Source organism: Anoxybacillus sp. B2M1, from assembly GCF_001634265.1.
Classification (GTDB): domain Bacteria; phylum Bacillota; class Bacilli; order Bacillales; family Anoxybacillaceae; genus Anoxybacteroides; species Anoxybacteroides rupiense.
Window position 1 is genome coordinate 2,608,397 of sequence record NZ_CP015435.1, and the last position, 21,604, is coordinate 2,630,000.

At 41.6% G+C, this 21,604-nt stretch carries 21 protein-coding genes, 2 rRNA genes and 1 pseudogene (1 of these 24 only partly in view); 1 reads left to right on the plus strand and 23 read right to left on the minus strand.

Annotated features, from left to right (window positions below; translation table 11 throughout):
• Positions 1 to 88 precede the first annotated feature (88 nt).
• The 12 genes from spoVG to metG all read right to left on the minus strand — a co-directional run bounded on the left by spoVG (position 89) and on the right by metG (position 10,807).
• Entirely contained in the window at positions 89 to 379 is a 291-nt protein-coding gene (spoVG, locus tag GFC28_RS12740; RefSeq protein ID WP_044742029.1) for a septation regulator SpoVG, read from the minus strand.
• A 386-nt stretch (positions 380 to 765) separates the two neighbouring features.
• Positions 766 to 1,140, minus strand: a complete 375-nt coding sequence (ridA, locus tag GFC28_RS12745) for a 2-iminobutanoate/2-iminopropanoate deaminase (RefSeq protein WP_044742030.1) — start codon at positions 1,138 to 1,140, stop codon at positions 766 to 768.
• A gap of 20 nt (positions 1,141 to 1,160) precedes the next feature.
• Complete coding sequence (gene purR, locus GFC28_RS12750; RefSeq protein ID WP_044742031.1) at positions 1,161 to 1,985, minus strand: pur operon repressor; 825 nt, start codon at positions 1,983 to 1,985, stop codon at positions 1,161 to 1,163.
• Positions 1,986 to 2,042: 57 nt separating this feature from the next.
• Complete coding sequence (gene ispE, locus GFC28_RS12755; RefSeq protein ID WP_044742032.1) at positions 2,043 to 2,912, minus strand: 4-(cytidine 5'-diphospho)-2-C-methyl-D-erythritol kinase; 870 nt, start codon at positions 2,910 to 2,912, stop codon at positions 2,043 to 2,045.
• Positions 2,913 to 3,067: 155 nt separating this feature from the next.
• Complete coding sequence (locus tag GFC28_RS12760) at positions 3,068 to 3,247, minus strand: small, acid-soluble spore protein, alpha/beta type (protein ID WP_066151258.1); 180 nt, start codon at positions 3,245 to 3,247, stop codon at positions 3,068 to 3,070.
• A 116-nt stretch (positions 3,248 to 3,363) separates the two neighbouring features.
• On the minus strand, positions 3,364 to 3,627 hold the full coding sequence (veg, locus tag GFC28_RS12765; protein WP_044742047.1) for a biofilm formation stimulator Veg: 264 nt from the start codon (positions 3,625 to 3,627) through the stop codon (positions 3,364 to 3,366).
• Between the two features lie 182 nt (positions 3,628 to 3,809).
• Positions 3,810 to 4,718 (minus strand): sporulation peptidase YabG, encoded by a 909-nt coding sequence (yabG, locus tag GFC28_RS12770; protein WP_044742033.1) that lies wholly within the window; start codon positions 4,716 to 4,718, stop codon positions 3,810 to 3,812.
• An 89-nt stretch (positions 4,719 to 4,807) separates the two neighbouring features.
• Positions 4,808 to 5,695 (minus strand): 16S rRNA (adenine(1518)-N(6)/adenine(1519)-N(6))-dimethyltransferase RsmA, encoded by an 888-nt coding sequence (gene rsmA / locus GFC28_RS12775; RefSeq protein ID WP_044742034.1) that lies wholly within the window; start codon positions 5,693 to 5,695, stop codon positions 4,808 to 4,810.
• Positions 5,688 to 6,251 carry a ribonuclease M5 gene (gene rnmV / locus GFC28_RS12780; RefSeq protein WP_044742035.1) on the minus strand — a complete coding sequence of 188 codons (564 nt, stop codon included), beginning with the start codon at positions 6,249 to 6,251 and terminating at the stop codon, positions 5,688 to 5,690. Before rnmV ends, rsmA begins: the two co-directional genes overlap by 8 nt.
• Positions 6,252 to 6,488: 237 nt before the next feature.
• On the minus strand, positions 6,489 to 7,679 hold the full coding sequence (locus GFC28_RS12785; RefSeq protein ID WP_044742036.1) for a G5 and 3D domain-containing protein: 1,191 nt from the start codon (positions 7,677 to 7,679) through the stop codon (positions 6,489 to 6,491).
• A 202-nt stretch (positions 7,680 to 7,881) separates the two neighbouring features.
• The gene (locus GFC28_RS12790; RefSeq protein WP_044742037.1) at positions 7,882 to 8,652 is read right to left on the minus strand and encodes a TatD family hydrolase; all 771 of its coding nucleotides are present in this window, start codon (positions 8,650 to 8,652) and stop codon (positions 7,882 to 7,884) included.
• Between the two features lie 142 nt (positions 8,653 to 8,794).
• Positions 8,795 to 10,807 (minus strand): methionine--tRNA ligase, encoded by a 2,013-nt coding sequence (gene metG / locus GFC28_RS12795; protein ID WP_257722999.1) that lies wholly within the window; start codon positions 10,805 to 10,807, stop codon positions 8,795 to 8,797.
• A 425-nt stretch (positions 10,808 to 11,232) separates the two neighbouring features.
• Between metG and GFC28_RS12800 the strand changes: the two genes are divergently transcribed.
• Positions 11,233 to 11,517 carry a transition state genes transcriptional regulator AbrB gene (locus GFC28_RS12800; protein ID WP_044742039.1) on the plus strand — a complete coding sequence of 95 codons (285 nt, stop codon included), beginning with the start codon at positions 11,233 to 11,235 and terminating at the stop codon, positions 11,515 to 11,517.
• A 31-nt stretch (positions 11,518 to 11,548) separates the two neighbouring features.
• On the opposite strand, the gene rsmI is transcribed toward GFC28_RS12800, so the two are convergent.
• The 11 genes and pseudogenes from rsmI to GFC28_RS12855 all read right to left on the minus strand — a co-directional run.
• Positions 11,549 to 12,421 carry a 16S rRNA (cytidine(1402)-2'-O)-methyltransferase gene (gene rsmI / locus GFC28_RS12805; RefSeq protein WP_044742040.1) on the minus strand — a complete coding sequence of 291 codons (873 nt, stop codon included), beginning with the start codon at positions 12,419 to 12,421 and terminating at the stop codon, positions 11,549 to 11,551.
• Positions 12,422 to 12,439: 18 nt separating this feature from the next.
• Entirely contained in the window at positions 12,440 to 13,180 is a 741-nt protein-coding gene (locus GFC28_RS12810) for a tRNA1(Val) (adenine(37)-N6)-methyltransferase (RefSeq protein ID WP_044742048.1), read from the minus strand.
• A gap of 65 nt (positions 13,181 to 13,245) precedes the next feature.
• Positions 13,246 to 13,608: a DNA replication initiation control protein YabA gene (gene yabA / locus GFC28_RS12815; protein ID WP_044742041.1), complete on the minus strand. Its 363-nt coding sequence runs from the start codon at positions 13,606 to 13,608 to the stop codon at positions 13,246 to 13,248.
• A 15-nt stretch (positions 13,609 to 13,623) separates the two neighbouring features.
• Complete coding sequence (locus GFC28_RS12820; protein ID WP_044742042.1) at positions 13,624 to 14,451, minus strand: PSP1 domain-containing protein; 828 nt, start codon at positions 14,449 to 14,451, stop codon at positions 13,624 to 13,626.
• Positions 14,444 to 15,454 carry a DNA polymerase III subunit delta' gene (gene holB, locus GFC28_RS12825; RefSeq protein ID WP_369818731.1) on the minus strand — a complete coding sequence of 337 codons (1,011 nt, stop codon included), beginning with the start codon at positions 15,452 to 15,454 and terminating at the stop codon, positions 14,444 to 14,446. The genes GFC28_RS12820 and holB overlap by 8 nt, the downstream gene beginning before the upstream one ends.
• 182 nt (positions 15,455 to 15,636) lie before the next feature.
• Positions 15,637 to 16,293, minus strand: a complete 657-nt coding sequence (gene tmk / locus GFC28_RS12830) for a dTMP kinase (protein ID WP_044742043.1) — start codon at positions 16,291 to 16,293, stop codon at positions 15,637 to 15,639.
• Positions 16,294 to 16,322: 29 nt separating this feature from the next.
• Positions 16,323 to 17,759 (minus strand): aminotransferase class I/II-fold pyridoxal phosphate-dependent enzyme, encoded by a 1,437-nt coding sequence (locus tag GFC28_RS12835; RefSeq protein ID WP_044742044.1) that lies wholly within the window; start codon positions 17,757 to 17,759, stop codon positions 16,323 to 16,325.
• A 74-nt stretch (positions 17,760 to 17,833) separates the two neighbouring features.
• Positions 17,834 to 18,037 (minus strand): sigma factor G inhibitor Gin, encoded by a 204-nt coding sequence (locus GFC28_RS12840; RefSeq protein ID WP_044742045.1) that lies wholly within the window; start codon positions 18,035 to 18,037, stop codon positions 17,834 to 17,836.
• A gap of 153 nt (positions 18,038 to 18,190) precedes the next feature.
• Positions 18,191 to 18,933: pseudogene (locus tag GFC28_RS12845) on the minus strand (IS3 family transposase); the annotation flags it as partial.
• Between the two features lie 102 nt (positions 18,934 to 19,035).
• Positions 19,036 to 19,152: ribosomal RNA gene (gene rrf, locus GFC28_RS12850) — 5S ribosomal RNA — on the minus strand.
• A 285-nt stretch (positions 19,153 to 19,437) separates the two neighbouring features.
• Positions 19,438 to 21,604, minus strand: a 23S ribosomal RNA gene (locus tag GFC28_RS12855); it runs 762 nt beyond the window's last position.

A 21,604-nucleotide genomic window follows, 5' to 3' on the forward strand; every position in this document is an offset into this window, starting at 1 on the left:
ATATCCTAATTAGCTATGTATTTCAAGGAAACATTCCATTTTACCAGAAAATAAAAAAAGCCTGTTGCACAGAACAGGCTTTTTTTATTTAAGAAGCACCGGCTTCTTCTAACTCTTCTTCAAGTTCCCCTAAACGGTGATACTCAGCTAATACTGCTTCTTGAATTTTTCCACGAGTTGTGGAATTAATTGGATGTGCGATGTCGCGAAACTCCCCGTCAGGAGTACGCTTGCTTGGCATAGCCACAAACAAGCCGTTATTGCCATCAATTACGCGAATATCATGCACCACAAATTCGTTATCCAGCGTAATAGAAGCAATCGCTCTCATACGTCCTTCGGTATTCACGCGGCGTAATCTAACGTCGGTTACTTCCATTCTGCTCACCACCTTTTCCCTATATAAGAACTTGGTTAATTTATTCCACATTCATCTCGCATTTCCTTCTTTTAATTTAAAAAATTTCATAAAAAATAGATAAAATGACCTGTTTTTGTCAAAATAAGTGTTTATTCTAGCCGATGCTGTCGAATGAAGATATGCGGGAAAATCTAATAAGGGAAAAGGAGAGTAGAAAAGCTATCATTCACTCGTGGGGCCTGATAAAATGGATTTGCTTGTTATTCTTGCGCCTCATAAATGATGAACGGACCGTATCTATATCTGTAAAAAGCCTCGATCGAAAGGCAAGTGGGTGCACGGTCACGCTTTGGCGTGACCGTGCACCCGCCAACAAGTATCTTATAGTTGGGATATCACTAAACTTATTTCACTAAAGCAATCACTTCAATTTCAACAAGTGCGTCTTTTGGCAGCTGAGCTACTGCTACGCAAGAACGCGCTGGTTTATGCTCATTAAAATACTGGCCATATACTTCATTCACAGCTGCAAAATCGTCCATGCTTTTTAAGAAAACGGTTGTTTTTACCACTGTTTCAAGTGATGCTCCTGCTGCTTCCAGAACGGCCTTCAAATTTTTGAACACTTGATGAGTTTGCTCTTTGACATCTCCCTGCACCATTTCTCCTTCTGGTGTCAAGGCAATTTGACCTGAGCTGTAGAACATATTATGAACAATGATTCCTTGGGAGTATGGGCCAATCGCCTGAGGCGCTTTCGATGTTTGTACTTTTTCCATCTTTGTATGACTCCTTTCTTTTACTCGAGAAAATTTAAATAGTTTCCTTCTTTTACAGCAATGTGCTTCTCTTTTATATTAACAGAAGAAAGCTTCACTAAGGAAACGTATTCATCCACAAGCCGTTCACTTATATCTTCTGACTCGACAAGCACTCCGATTCCAGCCAAACGAGCGTTAAACTCATTTAATAGACTGGTCATACCATGTATCGTGCCGCCTGCTTTCATAAAATCATCGATAATTAATACGTTCGTTCCCTCTGCTAAACTGCGTTTTGCCAATACCATTGTTTGAATGCGTTTAGACGAGCCAGATACGTAATTAATGCTAACCATCGATCCTTCTGTCACTTTATTATCATGACGCACGATCACCACAGGCACATTCAAAAAATGGGCTACAGCATAAGCTAACGGAATCCCCTTTGTCGCAATGGTCATAACGACATCAATAGTCCGTTCGGCAAAAAGAGACGCATATAATTGGCCGATTTTATTGACAATTCGCGGATCTCCAAGAATATCCGTCATATAAAGATACCCACCGGGCAGCAATCGATCCGGATTTGCCAGCTGCTCACATAAGTAATGAACCGTCTCTTTGGCTTCATCAACAGAGATTTTAGGAATATATTGAACTCCGCCTGCCGCGCCTGAAAGTGTTTTCAATGTTCCGATCCCTTGCTGTTCAAATGTTTGCTTAATAATCGCTAAATCCTCACTAATGGAAGATTTGGCCGACTGATAGCGTTCAGCAAAAAAAGTGAGCGGGACCAGCTGATGGGGATGTTCTAGGAGATAGTGCGTCATATCGACTAAGCGGCTACTGCGCCTTAATTTCATAAACGAACCCCCTAAAAACCGAATGTTATATGGTAAATATAACATTAATGTACGTATTTAATCAAGCGTATTCCGCTCTCCTAATAACCTCACTGTAAAGACTTGGTCACAAAAACCTCTTAAACCGTTATAAATGCGCTGCAATCGTGAATCATACTGGACGAGTCCAAAAACCGTCGGGCCGCTTCCGCTCATTAATACCGCATCAGCCCCGAAACGCTTCATTTGCTCTTTAATATGGGCTACCTCTGGATATTTTTTTAACGTCACATCTTCCAATACATTTCCAACAAGAGAACAAATTCCTTCGTAATCTTGGTGTTTAATGGCTTGTACCATTCCATCGACATCAGGGTGCTCAATCGTGTTGACATTTAAACTTCGATACACTTCGGCTGTTGAAACCCCGATGGCTGGTTTTGCTAGAATGACCCAGCACGGTGGAGGAGCAGGAATATGTTCAATTTTTTCTCCTCGTCCGGTGGCAATGGCTGTTCCGCCATAGACGCAAAACGATACGTCAGAACCTATTTTTGCACCAAGCTCGGCTAATTCATCGAGAGTAAGTCCCAGTCTCCAAAGTTTATTTAGTCCTCGCAGTGTAGCTGCTGCATCACTGCTTCCTCCAGCCAAACCAGCAGCGACCGGAATCGCTTTCGCAATTGAAATAGCGACCCCCTTGCGAATTCCAAACGTTTCTTTCAGCAATTTTGCTGCTTGGTAAGCTAAATTCCGATGATCGTCAGGAACAAATCGATTATGTGAGACAATTTTAATTATATCGCTGGCTAATGGGACTAGTTCGATTCGGTCAGCAAGATCAATCGTCGTCATCACCATTTTGACTTCGTGATATCCGTCTGGCCGTTTATGTAGCACATCTAACGATAAATTGATTTTAGCCGGAGCTTTTACCAATAGTCTCAAACTTTCCACCTACTTTATCCACTTCAAACTTATACGAACATTTTACCACAAACCAACGAACTCCATTATGCAATCTTTCAAGAGCCTTGTCAAAGAAAAACCGAAGCCATTAAGCTTCGGCTGCCGCGGTTATCATTTTTATTTAGTGATTTTGACTACTTTGTCCTCTCAGCCAAATGACGTTCCGCCATTTGTATCGCTAATTTCACCATATTTCCCGCATCTTTCGCGCGAATAGCTCCCCAGCCTTCTTTTTGAACGACATCGTAAAATCCTAACTCTTTGGCCAACTCTTCCTTAAACTGCTGTGACATCATTCCTCGACGTCTGCTCAATTGCAAGCAGCTCCTTTCCTTTCAAAAACCGCGACAATTTTATTATTTAAAAACAGACGCATCTTTATGTTTCCTTCATAAAGAAAAGTACAAAACAAAAAGCAGCAAACAAATGTCTACTGCCCGCCCATTACCATATGATCGTCATCTAAAAAGGTTAATTTTACTGTTTCTGTTAACACGTCAGCATAGCTATAAGATACACGCTCGAATGCGTTTTCCGCTTGATCAAGCTCAATGACAAAGACAGATGGATACGTTTCTGCAAGAATCCCACAGCGTTCAATGGTTTTTCTTCGCCCACCGTTCGCTTTTAATGTTAGGCGTTTACCGATGTTAGAGTCTAACGCCTTCTTAATATCGGATAAAGTTTTTGCCATCATTCGCCCTCCACCTCACTGATTTAATTATAACAAATTATTACTCAAAAATCAAAAATAAAAATTATACCAGCCATTTTTTATTTATGTCAATGTGTATTTTTCTACATTTTTCTCATTTCTGTGCATATTATATACTGTTTATGAAAAATTATGTATCAAACATAGAAAAGATCGCCCGACTATCTCCCGTCGTAGCGACCTTGCTGATTTTCTTTTTCAATTAGACGAAATGGCATTCCTGTGCGCAGGACTCCTTTCGTTTCTATGCCTCCGAGCCCTTTTTCACCAGTCAATGTATTTCGTAATACATCCCAAACATGAATCGTTTCAATAAAAGGAGTAAAGCTAATCCTAGAAACAATATAGACAGGGTCAAGGGCATGAATATTGACCCGAGCTGGAGAACTAGCAAAGTTGGCACCTGCGCGAATAAGCGATTCAAAATATGATTGACAAGCTCCTGCGAAAATGACGAGCTGGTCGAGATGAGGTATTCTTTTGCGCGCTTCTTTCACAGTCTGCACAAAATATCGCGAGTGACGATATGCCTTTAAATCCGTCGCTTTTCCTTTCGATTTCGAATAAGAGTCATGTCCTGTAATCACTAAAATATCAGGACGAATTCGGTCGATAAGCTCCCCAACCCTTTCTGGCATTTCCTTTTCTTCACAATATATTCCATGTACCGGGACGCCAATTCGCTCATACATGCTTAAGCATTTTCGTAAATACACAGGGTCACCGTCCATGTGCAGAACGCGCCCCGGGATTTGAAAAAAATCTTCCTCTGTTTGATAGCCTCCTGTTGCTCGGTACTCTGATTTTTGCTTCAATAAGTGATAATCTTGCCTGAACAATTTATACGACTGCTCGATTAATTCACTTTCTTTTTTCTGTCTCATTTGCTGCTCTTGCTCATCAATAATGATTAAATCATCGAATGGAGCATCAGCTATTAATCGCACATCTTCTCCATGCAAAATGACTTCTTTTTCTCCGTCATTCTTCACCTTAATGTCAATGACTCGGAATAGCAAATCGCATTCATATGACTTCCTAGCGACAATATCGCCGATTTTGATATCCATTGCCTCTTCACTCCAAAAATATACGATTTATTAAGTACAATATGCATAGATTTTCAAGAGGTGAAGCGAAAAGAAAAAAAGGTCTAGAGCTAGACCTTTTTTTCAAAAATATCCACTAAGCGATTACTAAGAGCAGCAAATTCTTGAATGGTCAGCGTCTCACCTCTTCTTTTTGAATCAATGCCACTATCCGCTAACCCGCGCTCAATATTTTCTTTTTGCTGTTTTCCGTTGGGCAGATGGCTTATTAGATTATTTAAAATCGTTTTGCGCCTTTGTCCGAAGCTAGCCCGAACCACCTGAAAGAAAAATGATTCATCAACGACTTCAACCGCTGGCTTTTCTCTTTTTGTTAAACGAATCACAGCAGAATCAACATTTGGCTGAGGCATAAAAACCGTTCTAGGCACATTCATCACGGTTTCAGCTTTTGTATAGTATTGAACAGCAATGGATAAAGAGCCATAATCTTTCGTACCAGGAGAAGCAGAAATGCGGTCTGCCACTTCTTTTTGCAACATGACCACAATGCCACGGATCGGCAAACGATCTGTAAGCAGCTTCATAATAATAGGTGTCGTTACATAATAAGGCAAATTGGCCACAACCATAATATCATGAACTTCTGCCAATTCTTCATCAATAATGTGCTGAATATTAGCCTTAAGTACATCTTGATGAATAATACGAATATTGGAATATAAGGAGAGGGTATCCGCTAAAATAGGCAAAAGGCGCTGATCGATTTCAAAGGCAATCACTTTTTTGGCCTGGCGCGCCAGCTGCTCAGTAAGGGCCCCAATCCCTGGGCCAATTTCAATTACGCCTGTTTCGTTAGACAATTCTGCAAAATCGACAATGCGACGCAAAATGTTCGTGTCAATGAGAAAATTTTGTCCTAAACTTTTCTTAAATGAAAAACCATATTTATTTAAAATTTCACGCGTACGTGCCGGTGTAGCAATATCCTTATTCATTGTTTTTTTCCTCCTGAAGCACTTGCTCAAGCGCATGATAAAACGCTTCTTTAGAAATTTGAAACATGAGCAGCCGTTTATAGAGCTGCTTTCCATTTGTATAGCCAATTTTTAATATTTGCCCTAAACGCTGCCGCCGAGCTTTGGCTAATGCTCCGCCAATCAACCCAGCAGCTATGAGGTCATCCAGCGTAATATCTTCTCGCCATTCTGCCGCTTCCTCATATACGTGTCTTAGTGCTTGCTGAATCGCTTCAACAGAAGCATATTCAACGCCAACTCCCCTTCCTTTTTTAGAAAGCGCCTCCTGCTTTGGTAAAAACGCATGTTTACAACCAGGTACGCGTTCAGCAATTGTTTTTCGAATCTTTTCACCAGGGAAGTCTGGATCAGTAAAAATAATAACGCCACGCTTTTCATTTGCCAGCTTGATCCGTTCAATCGTTTCTTCTGTAATGGCAGAACCATTCGTTTCAATCGTATCTGCTGTAACCGCGCGCTGAATGGCTACTGTATCATCTCGTCCTTCAACAACAATAATTTCTTTAATTTTCAATCCTTCTGCGCAGAAATATGGTTCCGCGCTTCCCCCTTTCTTTCACAAAAAATGTTCCATGATGATCCTATAAAACCGAATGAACAATTGTGTCCCAGACTTTATTTAATATTTTTTATCATTACTACATAAAAAACGCGAAACTTTTTGCCCATTTCTTCGTCTAATAATGTAGAAAATCACTTCCCATTATAACGAAAAAAAAGAGGGGAGAAAAACCCCTCTCTTGCGTTTTGCCTATTGTATAATTCTTACCTTTACGCGTTTCGTTCCCCAACGAAATGCAGCGGACTTATTTGGAAAGAAAACATCAATTTTATACCCATTAATGCTGCCTCCTGTATCAGCAGCAATTGCATAGCCATAGCCTTCTACGTATACTTTAGAGCCAAGAGGAATAACGCGAGGATCCACAGCAATGACTTTCATATGCGGATTCGCCCGCAGGTTGATTCCTGTACTCGTTCTTCCCGAACAGCCGCCGCAATAGGCTGTATACGCTGTCGCATTAACATAAAGTTCTCTAGATGATGCTGACGAGCCGCGCGATGTCATCGCTGGCCTTTCTTTCGTACCCACAGCGATCACTCGATTTTGGCTTTGCTTCACGGTTTCAGTTTTTAATAGCTTCCTAGATATTTCCTTTCCGTTTTCTAGCACAACCTCATAATGCTTTGATAAAAGCCCTTTTTGACCTGGATTAATGACTCGTTGCTCACCTTTAGGCAAGCTAGCATCCTTCTGAGTAACGACTGCGAAATTTACCGGTTCTTCCACTACATCGGTGACTTTTTGAACTTTCGTAACCTTCACAACCATATTCGCTTTTATTTGATCTTGTAATGCTGGCTCTACACGGTCGAGTTCATTTAACGTGATATGGTGCTGCTTTAAAAAGTCAGCGACAGTAGTCGAAGTTGCCCACACTTGCTGTTGCTTACCGCCGACATTCAACTGAACAGGAAACGCTTTTTGCAGCGAAATGCTCATCCCTTTTTGGATCGGTGCATCCAGTGATGGAGATACTCGATCATATGGTCCGACGGTAATATGCTGGCTCGCTAATAACTCTCTTACACTTTCAGCAGTCGTCCATAGTTCCTTTTGCTTTCCATCTATTTTGACGGTAACTTGTTTGCTCGCTTCCCAGACAATATTCAAATCGTCTGTAACAACCGTATCAAGAGAAGGGTACACATGATCCTCTGGACGAAGGTCAATATGCTGCTCCTTTAACACTTCTTTCACTGTGTTAGCGTGTGTGCGAATCTCTTGCCTCTCTCCATTTTTAGTAAGAACTACATGCTCCTTTGTTGCTTCATATCCCGCAAATCCAGTCGTCGCTGAAAAAGCTATTAAACTACTAGCTGTTACTGTAAAGTTTTTCCTTAATGAATCAGAAAGCAGACTCCTCATGCTAGTCAACACGGTCTAAACCGCCTCCTTCATTTGCCTATATTTCCCCTTTCCCTAACCTTTACGCATAAGCACACTCTATTATGCAAAAAATAAAGGTAAAAGGGAAGGAAGACTTGTCGACATGTCTATACTATGCATCGTTCTAAATTTGTAGAACTCTTTTTTATTTCTCGATGATTAGACAAGCCTTCTCAAAAAACGACACATTTTGTTAGCGATTAATGCCGAATAATTTTTTCGCATTTTCAGTTGTTTTCATCGCTACTTCCTCAAAAGAAACCCCTTTCAGCTCAGCAATCGCTTCGGCAACATACTTCACATAGCTCGGTTCATTGCGCTTGCCTCGAAAAGGATGCGGGGTTAAATAAGGACAGTCCGTTTCTATAAGCAAATGTTCAAGAGGGATTTCTTTCGCAACTTCTTTAGGCTTCTTCGCATTTTTGAATGTCACAGGTCCGCCAAACGAAAGATAAAAATTCATATGGATGCACTGCTTTGCCACCTCAATACTGCCGGTAAAACAATGCATGACCCCGCCGACTTCTTGTGCGTTTTCCGATTGTAAAACTTCCAAAATATCCGCTGTCGCCTCGCGATTATGTATAATAATCGGCAGCTTCACCTTTTTCGCCAGTTCAATTTGCTGCCGAAATACTTCTTTTTGTATTTCCTTCGGTGATTTATCCCAGTAATAATCTAATCCCATCTCTCCTAATGCCACTACTTTAGGATGCGATGCTAGTTCTTCAATCATTTGCAAATCTTTGTCCGTCATATCAATCGCATCGACAGGATGCCAGCCAACCGCAGCATAAATAAACTCATATTGCTCTGCCAGTTCCATCGCACCGGCAATCGTCGGACGATCAAATCCCACGACTACAATATGAGATACTCCTTCATCCCGGGCTCGCTGAATGACCTCTGTCACATCCTCGCTATATTGCATCGCATTTAGATGTGCATGCGTATCAAATAACATAAGCAATGACCCCTTTTCTAACCTGTTGTTAAGTGTAGCATACAAAGCGATTACATATATCACATATCCTTAACATTTATATTACAAAATGACAACAAAGAGGTGTCGTGTGTTTCATTCACGTCCACCTCTCTGATTGATGCTACTTAATTTTGGTTCCGTTCGGCAGATTCTCATCAACAGTTGCTAAAGAAAGCATTCCATTTGTCTCGCCAGCCAAAATCATTCCTTGAGATAGCTCTCCTCGCAACTTAACTGGCTTCAAATTCGTTACACAAATCACTTTTTTGCCAATTAATTGTTCAGGTTGATAAAATTCAGCAATTCCTGACACAACTTGACGCTTTTCATAGCCAAGGTCGAGCTGTAGTTTAAGAAGCTTGTTGGCTTTTTTTACCGGTTCAGCATGGAGAATTTGCGCCACTCGCAAATCTACTTTCATAAAATCATCAATTGTAATTTCCGCCGCCGTTTCTTTGGATGGATCGTTTGCTGAAGGATTTTGTGCCGCTTGATCTCCTTGCATGTGCGATTTAATATACGCCACTTCCGTTTCCATCTCCAATCTCGGAAATAAAGGCTCTCCTTTTTCAACCTTTGTTCCTTCTTTTAAAAGGCCAAATTGATATAAGCTTTCCCATTCTTTTAATTCTTGTTGTTTGATGCCGAGCTGCTGAAAGATTTTGTCTGGAGTGCGAGTTAAAAATGGCTGAAGCAAAATCGCCATGTGACGGAGCGATTCTGCCAAGTGCGTCATGACGGACGCCAATTTTTCCTTATTTGCTTCCTCTTTCGCTAATATCCACGGTTGTGTCTCGTCAATATATTTATTAGCTCGGCTGATGAATTGCCACAACGCTGTCAGAGCAACAGAAAACTCCATTTTTTCCATTGCCTCTTCATAATGCTTTACCGTTTCCTTCGATGTTTCAACAAGCTGATTATCGAACGCGGTTTTCGGTCCATCATAAACCGGAATCACACCATCAAAATATTTTTGAATCATCGCAATCGTACGATTTAGTAAATTTCCTAAATCATTGGCTAAATCATAATTAATTCGTTCGACAAACCCTTCCGGAGTAAATACCCCATCTGAACCAAATGGAACTTCGCGGAGTAAATAATAGCGAAGCGCATCTAAACCATAACGGTCAATTAATGTCACAGGATCGACGACATTTCCTTTAGATTTCGACATTTTCCCATCTTTCATTAGCAGCCAGCCATGGGCAAATACCTTCTTCGGCAACGGTAAATCCAGTGCCATTAGCATAATCGGCCAGTAAATCGTATGGAAGCGAACAATTTCTTTCCCTACCAGATGAACATCTGCCGGCCAATATTTCAAAAACTTCTCATCATTTTCCGTACCATAGCCCAATGCTGTAATATAATTAGATAACGCATCAATCCATACATAAATCACATGTTTCGGATCTCCCGGCACTTTAATGCCCCAGTCAAAGGTTGTTCGCGACACAGCTAAATCTTCCAAGCCAGGCTTAATAAAGTTGTTAATCATTTCATTTTTGCGAGATTCTGGCTGGATAAATTCCGGATTTTCTTCGTAATATTGAAGAAGACGATCGACATATTTGCTCATATTAAAGAAATACGATTCTTCTTTTACCTTTTCAACCGGACGCCCGCAATCTGGACAATTACCATCTACCAACTGTCTTTCTGTATAAAATGATTCACAAGGTGTACAATACCAGCCTTCATATTGATCTAAATAAATATCTCCTTGTTCTACTAGGCGGGCAAAAATCTTTTCAACCACCTCTTTGTGGCGATCCTCTGTCGTACGAATGAAATCATCATAAGAAATATCGAGCTTTTTCCATAGCTCTTGAATCCCAGCAACGATTTCATCTACATATGCTTGAGGTGTAACTCCTTTTTCTTCCGCTTTTCGCTGAATTTTTTGTCCGTGTTCGTCCGTTCCTGTCAAATACATCACATCGTATCCGCGAAGCCGCTTATATCGAGCCATCGCATCTCCAGCCACCGTCGTATAAGCATGGCCAATATGTAACTTGCCGCTTGGATAGTAAATCGGTGTCGTCAGATAAAAGGTTTTCTTCTCCATTTTATACCCTCCTCGATATGCAAAAACCCTCGTCCAAAGACGAGAGCAATTATCGCTTATTATATATTTTATATGATTTTGATGGTATATAAAAACATCTATTTCTCTCGTCTTGGAAAAATATACATAAACACTTGAACAAATGTCAACCAATACAGTTGATTTTTGTCGAATATTCTTTATGAACTTATATTTATAAAAAAAGAAGTGGAAAAAATAGAAAAATATGCTTATTTTTTGATAAATTTATATATTTTATTGCTTTCCTAATATATAAATAAAAAGATATAAACTCTGAATTGAAAGCATGTGGTATTGAATAAAATTTTTCTGAAATAACAAAATACATTTTTTTTAAATTTTACATATAAAAGGATTGACGTATAATGGAAACATTGATATGATTAGGTTGTAGGAATTTTGTCGAATATTGACGAATAAACAAACAGGCACATAGAATTTATGATGGAGAGGAGATTATTTCAATGAAATCTACAGGTATCGTTCGTAAAGTGGATGAATTAGGCCGTGTTGTTATTCCAATTGAGTTACGCCGTACATTAGATATCGCGGAAAAAGATGCGTTAGAAATTTATGTTGACGATGAGCGCATCATCCTCAAAAAATATAAACCAAATATGACATGTGTCGTAACAGGTGAAGTTTCTGACGATAACTTCAAGCTTGCTGGCGGCAAAATCATTTTAAGCCGTGAAGGTGCTGAAATCCTTCTTAAAGAAATTCAAGAACAATTAGAAACATCAAAATAAAAGTTTCTCTAGATTTTCTAGAGAAACTTTTTTATTGGTGATACTCTTGATAGATTTCCCGTTTCGGCACCTTTCGATCTTTTGCTACTTCTTTTATTGCATCCTTGACGCTCAAATGTTTTTCATCAATATAATATTCAACATGTTCGCTGACTGAAAGCGAATGCCACCAATCGCTCACCTGTTCCTCGTTTTCCTTTGCCCCTTCCACAATGATGCAAAATTCGCCGCGAATCTCCCCATTCTTTGTCCATTCGATTACCTCGCTTATAGTACCGCGAATAAATTCTTCAAACCGCTTAGTTAATTCGCGGCCTATCGCAATTTTCCGCTCTCCCATGACTTCATGCATCATCGCCAGTGTATCGGCCAATCGGTGCGGCGCTTCATAGAAAATCATGGTGTCACGTATATTCTTTAATGCTTCAAGCTGTTTTTTCTTCTCTTTTTTCGCCCGATCAAGGAAACCAAAAAAATAAAAATGTTCAGTTGGCAGCCCAGAAGCAACAAGGGAGGTGAGCGCCGCATTCGCTCCCGGCAATGGTACAACAGGGCAACGCTCTTCCAAAGCGGCAGCAACGAGATCATAGCCTGGATCAGAAATAGCAGGCATTCCAGCATCGCTCACCAATGCAATCGTTTTTCCTTCTTGCAGCCATTCGACAATTTTTTTGCCAGCTGTATATTTATTATGTTCATGATAACTGATGATTGGTGTCGTAATTTCAAAATGGTTAAGCAACTTTTTCGTTTGTCTCGTATCTTCTGCTGCTATCATATCTGCTTCCTTTAACACCCGCAATGCACGAAATGTTATATCCTCTAAATTGCCAATCGGAGTCGGCACAATATATAAAATTCCTTGATGAGTTTGCTCTGCAAAGCTTTTCTGCTGCCAAACCATAATTTTTTCTCCTTTTTATCACATTCCATATAATATTTGTCTTACTTCTTCTGTATACTCATTATGATCATTATATACAAATAATGGTGGCAAAATTTTTAAATCAGGATTCCCATCTTTTATCCCTTCGATCAAAAGCGTATTGGCTTCCTTCCCCAGTTTGGGGTATACGAAACGTAACCGCTTTGGCTCTAAACGATATTTCCGCATCAGGGTCACAATATCTAATAAGCGACCCGGCCGATGAACAAATGCCGCTTTTCCTCCTTGCTTAAGCAGCTGGCTGCTAACCTTCATGACATCCTCTAGCGTACAATAAATCTCATGACGCGCAATCGCTAAATGCCTATTTTTATTCATTTCCTCCTCACTTACAGTCGGAAAATATGGCGGATTGCATGTCACCACATCATATTTGCTGTAACCGAGCTTCTGAGGCATGTCCTTAATATCTCCATGAATCATCTCAATTTGCTCTGTCAGCCCATTATATTGCACACTTCTTCTAGCCATATCATAAATTCGTTCTTGAATTTCAACACCGATAATTTTTCCTTTCGTCCTTCTGCTGAGCAAAAGTGGAATCACACCATTACCTGTACATAAATCAACAATATGGCCTTTTTGAATGGGCAAATATGCGAATTTCGCCAACAACACTGCATCTAATGAAAAGGCAAAAACAGATGGACTCTGAACAATGCGCATATCTTCATTTAAGAGATAATCGAGTCTTTCACCGTGCTGCAATTCAATCATCGTTCTAATCCCTCTTTCATGTTCTTTCAAGAAAAGAGCCTCTCCTTGTTGGAAAGGCTCCGTTATTACTTTTTATTTAAAAAAGACAAGCAAAATAAGCAATCTTCCGTACGAACGCTGCCATAATGAACATTGCAAATATGAAACCCTTCTTGATAAAGCCGCGCCAAATTGTCATATCCTTCACCAATATCAATCGGCTTGCGTTCATTTTTTACCTTATGGCTTTTTTCTTTTCGTTTTATGCTGACCGCATCTTCAGTAAGTTGCTCGAGACGCATGCGCAAATGGCTGTTCTCCATTTGCAACTGCCGGTTCTCCTCAAGTAATTGAGCAAGATGTTCCTTCAGTTCAACAAGCTGACTATACAAATGGCTGATTTGTTCTTCCATACTTGTTACTGATTGAAAAATCTCTTTCTTATCCACGCAAATCCACCTCAATTAATCTGTGGCCTGAATCGACAAAACTCCTTCTTTTACTAGCTCATCAATGGTATATTCGACTACTCGTTCGTGCTCTGGCAATTCCACTTGCAGCACTCTTTCCAAAATATTTAAGCCAACTACTCTGCCGAGGCCATGCGGGGTTTCAATATATTCCCCTAAATCAGGCAACTGCTCTTTTGCTGTTTCATATTCGTCGTTTTCATATTTTAAGCAGCACATTAGCCGTCCGCAAAGACCAGAAATTTTGGTAGGGTTTAAAGATAAATTTTGATCCTTCGCCATTTTAATGGATACAGGATCAAAATCCCCTAAAAAAGTAGAGCAACAAAGCATTCTTCCGCAAGGCCCGATTCCTCCAAGCATTTTTGCTTCATCGCGAACACCTATTTGTCTTAGCTCGATGCGAGTGCGAAAAATAGCTGCTAGATCTTTCACAAGCTCACGGAAATCAACTCGTCCATCAGCTGTAAAATAGAAAATCACTTTATTGCGATCAAACGTGTACTCCACATCAACAAGCTTCATTTCAAGCCCGTGCTCTTCAACCTTTTTTAAACAAATTTGATACGCTTCCTGCGCTGCTTTTTTGTTTTCTTCAACGACCATTTTGTCTTTCGAATCTGCTATGCGAATCACCTTTTTTAAAGGCAAAACGATATCATTCTCATCCACTTGTTTATTTCCAATAACGACCTTACCGAATTCAATGCCACGAACAGTTTCTACAATGACAAACTCTCCGGTTGGAATCGTTAATTCTCCAGGATCAAAATAATAAATTTTTCCTGCTTTTTTAAAACGGACGCCTACTACATTATACAAACGGTCTTCCCTCCTTTAAGTTGAGGACAAGCTGCTCCATTAAAAGCTGGGTATTCATATTTGTATTTAAACGTGCTTTTGCTTGTAAAATCGTCGACATATTTTGGATCATTCGTTTTTGCGAACAGGCAAGAGCCCATTGCTGCAAGCTATCTAATCGATCGCAGTAAACAATGTTTTCAAGCTGATCGAGTTGCAAATACATTAGATCCTTATATAAATACAACAATAAATCCAGTCCTATATCCATTTGCTGCTTCTCTTGAAAATGGGGCATCCATTTTTCATGTATCATGAAAAGTGCATATGAGGGGTTTCCCTGTAATGCTTCATATAATTGTAACACTATTTTTCGGGCATCTGCAAACCAATCATCTCGACTTAATTCGAGAGCTTCTTCGCGATTGTTCGTAACATGTGCCGCAAGAAGGGCGAGATGGGGAGGAATTTGTTGTTCTCTTAAATAATCAGCGATGGCAGTAGGCGGCAACGTCCGAAATGATAAAACTTGGCAACGGGAAATGATGGTTGGTAACATGCGATGATATTGCTCTGTTAACAAAACCGCCGTTGTGCCTCGGTGAGGCTCCTCCAAAAACTTCAGCAAACTATTAGCCGCATTGTTTGTCATTTTATCTGCATGCCTAATGATGTAAAGCTTTTGGTTTGATTCGACTCCCGTTTTAGAAAATTCCTCTTGCAATGCTTCAATTTGCCCTTTTTTGATCGATTGACCATCCGGTTCAATCCAGTGTACATCCGGATGGTTTCCTGAATCGATCCTTCGACAATTTCTACATTCATTACAAGGTCTATACGTTAAACGGTTGAGACAAAATAAACTTTTGGCCAGCAATAAACTGACTTCTCTTTTGCCTGTTCCCCGTTGTCCTTCAAATAAATAAGCATGTGCCACACGCTCTTTTTCAATGCTGCGAGCGAGCATCTTCATCACAATCGGTTGATACTGCTCAAGCCGGTCCCAAAGAACAGCCACATCCATCACTCACTTATCTATGATCTAAAATCGAAAAACGCTCCCGTTTTGCATTGATCCTGCTGCTTATTCAGGATGATGAGACAGACATCGTCTTCGTTCAACTGCATCATATTTATTATGAAGCAATAGCCCCCAAAACGGGAGACCTTATTTTTATTCTAACATGTCTTATGAATTTCATCATTTTATGTTTCATGGTCGAACGATTTTTCCTGTTCTCCAAGCTTCTTTAAGATAATATGGGCCGTGTCAGCCAACACCTCATCAACTGGTTTTGAAGCATCAATTTGTACAATACGTTCAGGAAAACGTTGGGCTAACTGCAAATATCCTTGCCGTACTTTATGATGAAACGACAAGCTTTCCATATCCAGTCGATTCATTTCACGCTGCTGGCTTTTACGAATTCGCTCTAAGCCTACCTCCGGTTCTAAATCAAAATAAAACGTCAACGATGGAAAGTATCCATCAATGGCAAATTGATTAATACTTAATATCTCATCCATTCCCAGCCCTCTTGCAAAGCCTTGATAAGCAAGGGAGCTATCAATAAAACGATCACACAATACAATTTTCCCGCTTGTCATGGCAGGAATAATTTTTTCTACAAGATGCTGTCTTCTTGCTGCAGCATATAATAAAGCCTCGGTTCGTCCATCCATTTTTATATGTGCTGGATTTAAAATAATGGAACGAATTTCCTCGGCAATTTCAATTCCTCCTGGTTCTCTTGTCGCCACAACCTCCCAGCCCCGCTCTGTCAAAAAGTCCTTCAACATAGCCATAATCGTCGTTTTTCCTGCTCCTTCTGGTCCTTCAAATGAGAAAAATGGTCCTACCACATCTGTCACCCTTTTCATTTTCTTTTTTATTATTCGAACACCTCAATTTGATGAAAATCGAGTCGTTTTCCTCCTTGGAAATGAGAACCGTATTGTCGTAATTCAAGAAGCGAGGCAATATGTTCTCCGTTAATGATTTCTCCAATAATCAATAAAGGAATCCCTGGGGGATACGGTATAATGGTTTCTGCTGCTATGAGCCCCTCTGCTTGTTCCATATGAACAAATTTTCTGTTTCGCTTCTTTAATGATGAATATGGAATGACCTCTGATGCTGCCGCAAACGAAATGGGCGAGACAGAATCAAGGGAACGGTCACAACGGTGAAGACTAGAAAATGCCTTTTTGATTTTTTCAATAATCTCCTCCAGATTTTCAAATAATGCTAAGGGATAAACAAAAAGAACATTCAATGGATCAGCCAATTCAGTAAAAATCCCTGCTTGCTCTAAACAGCGCTGCAATTCATAACCTGATAACGAGCTTCTTGTTTGAACCGTAATTTTTAATAAATCGGTCATCACACATGGATCAGTGGATTCCACTACCGCTATTCCTTCTATTCCATTTAATGCTTTTTTAAATAAAGATACTTGAGCTTGTATATGACGGATCTCTTCTATAGATAAATGAGCTAAATAGCTTCGAGCTAAATCAAGTGAAGCCATAATTGGATAAGATGGGCTGCTCGATTGAAATATTCGCAAAAAGTGATGCAGTTTTTCTTTGTCGACTAACGAGCTGTTTACATGTAAATACGACCCCATTGTCATAGCCGGCAATGTTTTGTGAGCGGATTGTACAACCACATCAGCACCATATGTTATCGCTGTTGAAGGAAAAGGATCTCCTAATATAAAATGAGCGCCATGAGCTTCGTCAACAAGCACAGGGATACCATAGCGATGGGCCATACTCACCGCTTCTTTTAGATCAACTGCCATGCCATAATAATTGGGGTTTGTCAAAATCAAAGCTTTAGCGTTAGGATAAGCTTCCATCGCCTGTTTAATTGTCTCATTAGAAACATAAGAAGCCACTTTCACCTCACCATCAAACTGAGGAGAAAGAAACACAGGCACTGCTCCTACTAGCTGCAACGCATGGATAATTGATTTATGGCAATTTCTTTGCACAATGACCGGCTCGTCTTCTTCGCACGTAGCAAAAATCATGGCTAAATTGCCAACAGTTGAACCATTAATCAAAAAAAAGGTTTCATCCACTCCATACAACTCAGCTGTTAATCGTTGTGCAGCTGCAATCACAGATTCCGGTTGATGGAGATCATCCAATCCATTCAATTCAGTAACATCAATCTTTAATAAATGCTCATAATGGTTTTTTGATTCGTTTAAAAATACATTTCCATATTTATGTCCTGGTACATGGAAAGAAATTGGATGTGCAGAGAAATGCTTTTTTAAAGCCGTATATAAAGGTGTTTCTTGTTGTCGATGACTCATACGAAATCATTCCTTTTTTATTCTATCAATTAAATATATTAAAATAAAATAGGTCCTATTAATAGGACCTTAAACTATGAATATATTTCTCGATTGATAATTTTTTTTAGTTGCTGTAAATAAAATTGGTATTTGGGATCATCTATCTCTGTATGAACGATTTCTTGTTCACAATCGATACAAAGGAATTTTGTATAGATTCGGATGCCTTGATGCTTTAGTTGCTCACAAACAATACACGTATCACCTACTGTATGATTGGTCGTAGACTGGTTCAACTTCTCCACCTCCCATTTGTCAGGATTGCCATCTTTATGAGTTTCTATACTTACAAGATATGTATTTTTAGTTTGTTTGTATTAAGATGAAATAAAAAAACCTGACTAAACTGATGTTTGAATTGACCTCATAAAGTTAGACAGGTGATTTTGTTAGGCGGCTGTTTGGGCATGAGTTCGGAATTGTACCGGGCTCATGCCTTTTAATTTTGCCTTCATTCGTTTGTGATTGTAATACTCGATATATTTTGCTAATTCTTCTTTAAAATGGACCACACTTTCAAATTCTTTTAGATATAAGAATTCGGATTTCATCATATCAAAGAAATTCTCAATGACTGCATGATCGTAACAGTTACCTTTTCGTGACATACTTTGTGTAATCCCTCGTTCTTTGAGGACATCCCGATACTGGCGCATTTGGTAGTGCCAACCTTGGTCTGAGTGTAAGAGGAGGGCGTCACCATCTGTCAACCGTTCAAAGGCCTGCTCTAACAATTTCAATTTGTTATCCACTTTTCATTTGGTTTTTCTGCCTTGAAATTACGTTCTAAAATGTTTGGCGCAATCTTGCCGACTTTACCTTTGTCTGAACGATAGTTCTTTATACGAACAATACTTTTTAATCCCCATTTTTTCATGATACGTTGCACCTTTTTGTGATTTACTTTGTGTCCACGATTTGTCAGTTCATCGCGAATACGGCGGTAGCCATAACGACCTTCATGTTCATCATCAATCGCTTGAATGATTCCTTTCAGTTCTGCATCTGGATCGGGCCGACCAAAGTTTTTCACCCAATAATAATATGTGCTACGCGGAATATCAGCGAGTGGCAGAAGTGCTTTCACCGGAAATGCATGCCTTAGTTCATAGACTACTTGCGCTTGGTCTTGTGTAAACTTCTCCATAACAAAACTGCACCTCCAACTGTTAGTTGTGTCTAACAATTGGAGGTGCAGTTCAAACTGATGTTTAGTCAGGTTTTTAGTTTGTTTGCCTAGCAACGTCCTACTCTTGCAGGGGCGTTAGCCCCAACTACCATCGGCGCTGGAGAGCTTAACTTCCGTGTTCGGGATGGGAACGGGTGTGACCTCTCCGCCATCGTCACTAGACTATTCGAAGGATGATTCCTTCAAAACTAGATAACAGATCAGAGAAGAAAGGATAGGCGGTGCTTTTCTTGATGTCTAGCTCCGCTTTCCATCGACATGCAAACATGTCTCGTCGGAAGAACATTTTCCTTCCGGCGCTAAGCGCTCGCTTCCACTTTTCGTATTGCCTAGTTCCGCAAGCTGCATCCTACGGTCGTTTCCGCTTCTTCTGTCCAAGTCTCCTGACTTGTCCGTCAGAAGCTTGAACGCCCTATGGATGCAAGCGAGCTTGCTCCCCTTTTCGTATTGGTTAAGTCCTCGATCGATTAGTATCCGTCAGCTGCACGTGTCGCCACGCTTCCACCTCGGACCTATCTACCTCGTCATCTTCGAGGGATCTTACTTGCTTATGCAATGGGAAATCTCATCTTGAGGGGGGCTTCACGCTTAGATGCTTTCAGCGCTTATCCCTTCCGCACATAGCTACCCAGCGGTGCCCTTGGCAGGACAACTGGTACACCAGCGGTGCGTCCATCCCGGTCCTCTCGTACTAAGGACAGCTCCTCTCAAATTTCCTGCGCCCGCGACGGATAGGGACCGAACTGTCTCACGACGTTCTGAACCCAGCTCGCGTACCGCTTTAATGGGCGAACAGCCCAACCCTTGGGACCGACTACAGCCCCAGGATGCGATGAGCCGACATCGAGGTGCCAAACCTCCCCGTCGATGTGGACTCTTGGGGGAGATAAGCCTGTTATCCCCGGGGTAGCTTTTATCCGTTGAGCGATGGCCCTTCCATGCGGAACCACCGGATCACTAAGCCCGACTTTCGTCCCTGCTCGACTTGTAGGTCTCGCAGTCAAGCTCCCTTCTGCCTTTACACTCTACGAATGATTTCCAACCATTCTGAGGGAACCTTTGGGCGCCTCCGTTACTCTTTGGGAGGCGACCGCCCCAGTCAAACTGCCCACCTGACACGGTCTCCCACCCCGATCAGGGGTGCGGGTTAGAACTTCAGTACGACAAGGGTGGTATCCCAAGGGCGACTCCGCCAAGACTGGCGTCCTGGCTTCTCGGTCTCCCACCTATCCTGTACATGACGTACCAAAATTCAATATCAGGCTGCAGTAAAGCTCCACGGGGTCTTTCCGTCCTGTCGCGGGTAACCTGCATCTTCACAGGTACTATAATTTCACCGGGTCTCTCGTTGAGACAGTGCCCAAGTCGTTACACCTTTCGTGCGGGTCGGAACTTACCCGACAAGGAATTTCGCTACCTTAGGACCGTTATAGTTACGGCCGCCGTTTACTGGGGCTTCGGTTCGCACCTTCGCTTTGAGCTAAGCGCTCCCCTTAACCTTCCAGCACCGGGCAGGTGTCAGCCCCTATACTTCGCCTTTCGGCTTCGCAGAGACCTGTGTTTTTGTTAAACAGTCGCTTGGGCCTTTTCACTGCGGCTCTCTCGGGCTCAACACCCAAGAGAGCACCCCTTCTCCCGAAGTTACGGGGTCATTTTGCCGAGTTCCTTAACGAGAGTTCTCCCGCGCACCTTAGGATTCTCTCCTCGCCTACCTGTGTCGGTTTGCGGTACGGGCACCTCTCACCTCGCTAGAGGCTTTTCTTGGCAGTGGAAGATCAGGGACTTCGGTACTTGGATTCCCTCGCCATCACGGCTCAGCCTGGACGCCAGACGGATTTGCCTATCTGGCAGCCTAACCGCTTGGACAGGCTATTCCAGCAGCCTGCTCACCCTACCTTCCTGCGTCCCCCCATTGCTCAAACGGTGAGGAGGTGGTACAGGAATCTCTACCTGTTGTCCATCGCCTACGCCTTTCGGCCTCGGCTTAGGTCCCGACTAACCCTGAGCGGACGAGCCTTCCTCAGGAAACCTTAGGCTTTCGGTGCAGAGGATTCTCACCTCTGTTTTCGCTACTCATACCGGCATTCTCACTTCTAAGCGCTCCACCCGTCCTTCCGGTCTGGCTTCGACGCCCTTAGAACGCTCCCCTACCGATGACGTCAGTCATCCCACAGCTTCGGTGATACGTTTAGCCCCGGTACATTTTCGGCGCAGAGTCACTCGACCAGTGAGCTATTACGCACTCTTTAAATGGTGGCTGCTTCTAAGCCAACATCCTGGTTGTCTAAGCAACTCCACATCCTTTTCCACTTAACGTATACTTTGGGACCTTAGCTGGTGATCTGGGCTGTTTCCCTTTTGACCACGGATCTTATCACTCGTAGTCTGACTCCCAAGGATAAGTCATTGGCATTCGGAGTTTGACTGAGTTCGGTAACCCGATGAGGGCCCCTAGCCCAATCAGTGCTCTACCTCCAAGACTCTTCCCTTGAGGCTAGCCCTAAAGCTATTTCGGGGAGAACCAGCTATCTCCAAGTTCGATTGGCATTTCACCCCTACCCACACCTCATCCCCGCACTTTTCAACGTGCGTGGGTTCGGGCCTCCAGTAGGTG